This window comes from Actinoplanes sp. NPDC048791, assembly GCF_040650095.1.
Taxonomy (GTDB): domain Bacteria; phylum Actinomycetota; class Actinomycetes; order Mycobacteriales; family Micromonosporaceae; genus Actinoplanes.
The window spans coordinates 1-4,917 of record NZ_JBEZGQ010000649.1; the positions used below are offsets into that span (position 1 = coordinate 1).

The 4,917-nt window shown below is 72.4% G+C and carries 6 protein-coding genes; 2 read left to right on the plus strand and 4 right to left on the minus strand.

Going from position 1 to position 4,917, the window contains the following annotated elements; all coding sequences use genetic code 11:
• From AB0C29_RS33590 to AB0C29_RS33600, 3 genes are all read right to left on the minus strand, one after another.
• A partial coding sequence (locus tag AB0C29_RS33590; RefSeq protein ID WP_360828847.1) for a DUF6297 family protein occupies positions 1-429 on the minus strand: 429 nt, incomplete at its 3' end.
• A complete protein-coding gene (locus AB0C29_RS33595) occupies positions 426-1,073 on the minus strand; it encodes an ATP-binding cassette domain-containing protein (protein ID WP_360828850.1) in 648 nt (215 codons plus the stop codon). The genes AB0C29_RS33590 and AB0C29_RS33595, both read right to left, overlap by 4 nt.
• A gap of 22 nt (positions 1,074-1,095) precedes the next feature.
• Positions 1,096-2,589: an aldehyde dehydrogenase family protein gene (locus AB0C29_RS33600; protein WP_360828853.1), complete on the minus strand. Its 1,494-nt coding sequence runs from the start codon at positions 2,587-2,589 to the stop codon at positions 1,096-1,098.
• Between the two features lie 57 nt (positions 2,590-2,646).
• Here AB0C29_RS33600 and AB0C29_RS33605 point away from each other — a divergent pair, with 57 nt between their 5' ends.
• On the plus strand, positions 2,647-2,982 hold the full coding sequence (locus AB0C29_RS33605; protein WP_360828856.1) for a hypothetical protein: 336 nt from the start codon (positions 2,647-2,649) through the stop codon (positions 2,980-2,982).
• Between the two features lie 4 nt (positions 2,983-2,986).
• A complete protein-coding gene (locus tag AB0C29_RS33610; RefSeq protein ID WP_360828859.1) occupies positions 2,987-3,787 on the plus strand; it encodes an alpha/beta hydrolase in 801 nt (266 codons plus the stop codon).
• 4 nt (positions 3,788-3,791) lie between these two features.
• Here AB0C29_RS33610 and AB0C29_RS33615 read toward each other — a convergent pair.
• On the minus strand, positions 3,792-4,917 hold a 1,126-nt coding region (locus AB0C29_RS33615), incomplete at its 5' end, for an AI-2E family transporter (RefSeq protein ID WP_360828862.1).

Consider the following 4,917-nt stretch of genomic DNA (forward strand, 5'->3'; position numbering starts at 1 on the left):
CGGCACCGGACGGGCCGCCACGTGGCCGAGCACGGCCAGCCCGGCGACGGCACCCGCGGCGGCGGCGCCGATCAACGCCACCCACAGTGATGGAAGCAGCAGGCGACGCCGGCTGACCGGCGCGGTGAGCAGCCAGGACGCGGCCGGGCGGCTCAGCGCGAGCGGGCCGAGGCGACGCAGGGCAAGGTAGAGCCCGCCGCCGACGACCAGCATCAGCGAGTCGCCGGCCAGTTCCGAGGCGTTCGGCTCGGCCGGCCAGACCACGGCGGCGATCTGCTTGTGCACGATGCCGCCGACGATGAGCACGAACAGCACGGCGAAGTAGTAGTTGCCGAGGGTTTCGCCGCGTTCCCGGTGCGCGGACTGGGTACGGCGCACCCAGCGGCGCAGGCCCCGGACGCTGACCGGGGCGGTCGCCGGGGCGGTCACCGGGCGTCGGCGGAGTGCAGGTCCGCCATGCTCACCGTGCTGGTGCCGGCCGCGGCCGCGAACACGTCGTCGTGGCTGGCCATCAGCACCGTGCCGCCGTCGGCGAGATAGTCGTGCAGCAGGCCGGCCACCAGCGCCCGGCCCTCGGGGTCGAGGCGTTGCTCCGGCTCGTCCAGGATCAGCAGCCGGCTCGGCCGCAGCAACGCCAGGGCCAGCGTGAGGCGCTGCTTCTGCCCGGACGACATCGACGGCGGGATGGCGTCGGCGTGCGAGGCGATGCCGAAGCGGTCCAGCGCCTCGTCCATCCCGGCGGCGGCCGGGTCCAGGCCGTGCGCCCGGCAGACCAGCTCGGCGTGCTCCCGGGCGGTCAGGCCCGGGTACCAGGTCGGCGGCTCCACGGTGGTGACCACGGCCCGCCAGAACTCCGGTGTGGACCCGGGCGGGGCGCCGAAGATCTCGATCTCACCCGCGTCGGCCCGTTGCAGGCTCGCCACGCAGCGCAACAGCGTCGACTTGCCGATGCCGTTCTCACCGATCACGCAGACACCGGCGCCGACCGGCACGGTGAGCTGGACGTCCACCAGCACGGGGGTGGAGCCGTAGCTCACCGACAGGTCGCGGACCTCGATCGCGGAATGATCCACCGGGTGACGCTAGCAAACGGGGTTACGGGCGGCGGCCGTACAGGAGCTTGACCGCCTTGACGATTCGGGCGACCTGGGCCGGAGTGCGCTCGAAGGTCATCGCGGGCAGGAGCGACGGTCCCCGCCGTACGGTGATCGACTTGGCCCGGCCGAACTCGCGCAGCCCGTCCTCGCCGTGGATGCGCCCGAAGCCGGAGTCGCCGACCCCGCCGAACGGCAGCGTGGCCATCCCGACGAAGCTCAGCGTCGAGTTCACCGCGACCATGCCGGTGTGCAGGCGCCGGGCGATCCGGATCCCGTGCGCCTTGCCGAAGACCGCCCCGCCCAGCCCGTACGGCAGCGCGTTGGCCCGGCTGATCGCCTCCTCGGTGTCGGCCACCTTGGTGATCGTCACCGTGGGACCGAAGGTCTCCTCGCGGATCGCGGCCGAGTCCTCCGGCACGTCGACCAGCACGGTCGGGGCGACGTTGGGCGGCTGGACCGCACCGGCGCCACCGAGCAGCGCCCGGCCGCCACCGGCCAGCGCGTCGTCGATGTGCCGGCGGATGACGTCCACCTGGCCCGGCATGGTGATCGGCCCGATCTCCTCACCGAGGCGCAGCTTGCCGGCCTTCTCGACGACGGCCGCGACGAAGGCGTCGTAGACCGGGGCGACCGCGTAGACCCGCTCGATGCCGATGCAGGTCTGCCCGGCGTTGGTCATCGACCCCCAGACGGCGGCCTCGGCCGCGGCGTTCACGTCGGCGTCGGCGTCGACGATCAGCGCGTCCTTGCCGCCGGCCTCCAGCACCACCGGGGTGAGCGTCTCGGCGCAGGTGGCCATGACCTTCTTGGCGGTGGCGGTGGAACCGGTGAAGGCGATCTTGCCGACCCCGGACCGGCACAGCGCGGCGCCGACGTCACCCAGGCCGTGCACGACCTGGAACACCGGCTCCTCGGGGACGATCTCGGCGAACGTGTCGGCCAGCCACTGGCCCACCGTGGGGGTGTATTCGCTGGGCTTGAGCACGACCGCGTTCCCGGCGGCCAGCGCGCCGCTGATCGGGCCCAGCGGCGTGAGGATCGGATAGTTCCACGGCCCGATGACGCCGACCACGCCGTACGGCTGGTACTCCAGGTGGCCGGAGTGCTCGGCGACCAGCAGCCGGGTCCGCATCCGGCGGGGGCCCAGCACGCGCTTGGCGTTGCGGGCGGCCCAGTCGATGTGCTCGATCGCGGCGGTGGCCTCGACGATGGCGTCGGCGAGCGGCTTGCCGGTCTCCGCGTGGGTGAGCGCGGCCAGCTCCTCGATGCGCTCGGCGAGCAGGGCCCGCCAGCGCAGCAGCCGGGTCCGGCGGCCGTCGAAGTTGAGGCCGGCCCACCAGGAGCCGGCGGCGCGGGCCCGCTCCACGGCGGCCTCGACCGCCTTGTCGTCCGAGATCGGGACGCGGCCCGCCTCGGCGCCGGTCGCAGGGCTGGTCGAGACGAGGAAACCGTCCTCGACCACGGGCATGCCGGGAGTACGGGTAGCCGTCATGAACGTGAGTCTAAGTCGCATTCGGCGTGCCGCACCTCACACGTACGCTTGATTATCGTGAGTCCTCGCCGTAACCGCCCCCGACGCGACACCGCGCCCACCCCACTGGGTGACGAGCGCACCCGCAAGGGCATCGAGGGCGTCCAGCAGTACCAGGACGGCGAGTGGCTGGTCCGGTCGATCTTCGGCGGCGCGGCCACCAAGACGTACCGCTGCCCCGGCTGCATGCAGGAGATCCGCCCGGGCGTCGCGCACATCGTGGCCTGGCCGGCCGACGAGCGGGGCGACGAGAGCGACCGGCGGCACTGGCACACCGGCTGCTGGCGCGCCCGGGACCGGCGCAGCCCGGGTGTGGAGCGCTCGCGCAACGCCCCCCGATATGGACGAGGATGAAGGCGTGACCAATCAGATCCGTGCCAACTCCGTGCTGCCCGCCCGGCGCGAGGACATCACCCTGCACACCGCCGACGGCCTCACCCTGGTCGGTGAGCTGGCCCGGCCGGAGTCCGGCGAGCCCGTGGCCACGCTGATCTGCCTGCACCCGCTGCCCACCCACGGCGGGATGATGGACAGCCACGTCTTCCGCAAGGCGGCCTGGCGGCTGCCCGCGCTGGCCGGGGTGGCGGTGCTGCGGTTCAACACCCGGGGCACGTCCAGCGTGCGCGGCACCAGCGAGGGCGAGTTCTCCTCCGGCGTCGACGAGCGCTTCGACGTCGCCGCCGCGATCGAGTACGCGGAGTTCCACGACCTGCCGAACATCTGGCTCATCGGCTGGTCCTTCGGCACCGACCTGACCCTGATGCACGGGCTGGACCCGGCCATCACCGGCGCGATCCTGCTGTCCCCGCCGCTGCGTTTCTCCCAGCCGGAGCACCTCGCCGCCTGGGCCGCCGGTGGCAAGCCCCTGACCGCGCTCGTGCCCGAGTTCGACGACTACCTGCGGCCGGCCGAGGCGGAGTCCCGCTTCGCGGCGATCCCGCAGGCCGAGGTCGTCGGGGTGCCCGGCGCCAAGCACCTGTGGGTCGGCGACGCCGAGAAGGTGCTGGACGAGATCGTGCGACGGGTCGCCCCGGACGTGCCGGTGCCGCTGCCGCGGACCTGGGACGGGCCCATCGAGTCGGGCGACATGAACGCGTACGCCGACCGGACGGTGGCCGCCTTCGCCGACGTGCCGGTCCCCAAGCCGCTGGCCGACTGATCCCCTACTTGTTCTCCATGCTGGGGTTAACGACCTCACGGACGATCAACTGGATCGCGGCGACCATCGGGATGGCGATCAGCGCACCGATCACCCCGAAGAGCCCCACGCCCAGCAGCGCCGCAGTCACCGCGGCCACGTCGCTGACCTTCACCGACCGGCGCATCACGTTCGGATAGATCAGGTAGTTCTCCACCTGCTGATAGATCACGAAGAAGACGATGCAGGCGATACCGGTCGGCAGCGAGGCGGCCAACCCGACCAGGCTGACGACGACCGCACCGAGCGTCGCCCCGATCTGCGGGATGAGGTCGCAGACGGCCACCACGACCGCCAGCGCGAACGGGTAGGCCAGCCCCACGATCATCGCGAACACCCAGGTGCTCAGCCCGGCCAGCACGGCGATGGCGATCGCCCCGACCATGTACGCGCCCACCTTGCCGAGGATCTCGTCGGTGAGCAGCCGCACCCGCTGCCGCCGGGAGCGCGGGACGAGGGCGTACCCGCCTTCCTTGATCCGGTCGAACGCCGCCAGGAAGTAGATGACCAGGACCAGCACGGTCAGCACGTTGAAGATCGTGCCGAACAGCAGTCGCGCGCCGCCGACCACGCCGCCCAGCGCGTTGGTGACCGTGCCCGCGTCCAGGGCGCTCTGCACCCGGGACAGGATGTCGTAACGCTGGACCAGGTCCCGGACGGTCTCATTGCGTTGCAGGCTCTCGATGAAACCCGGCACGTTCTCGATGAGCTGCCCGGTCTGGGTGACCAGCGGCGGCACCAGCGCGAAGACACCGCCGCAGAGCAGCAGCACCACCGAGAGAGCGATGACCGTCACGGCCAGGCCGCGGGGGAGGCCCCAGCTGCGCAGCCGGGTGACGGCCGGGTTGAGGCCGATGGCCAGGAACAGCGCGATGAAGATGAGCACCAGGATCGATGCCGCGTTGCGCAGGCCGAGGAAGATCCCGTACGCCGTGAGCAGGCCCAGCCCGCCCAGCAGCCCGACCAGGAACGGGTTGCGCCGGTTGAGCGGGGGACCGGGCGGACCGAACTGCCCGTCGCGGAGCGGGTCGTCGACGTGCGGCGGGGCCGCTGGCGGCTGGGCTGCTCGCGGCCTGGATGCGGGCGGCCGG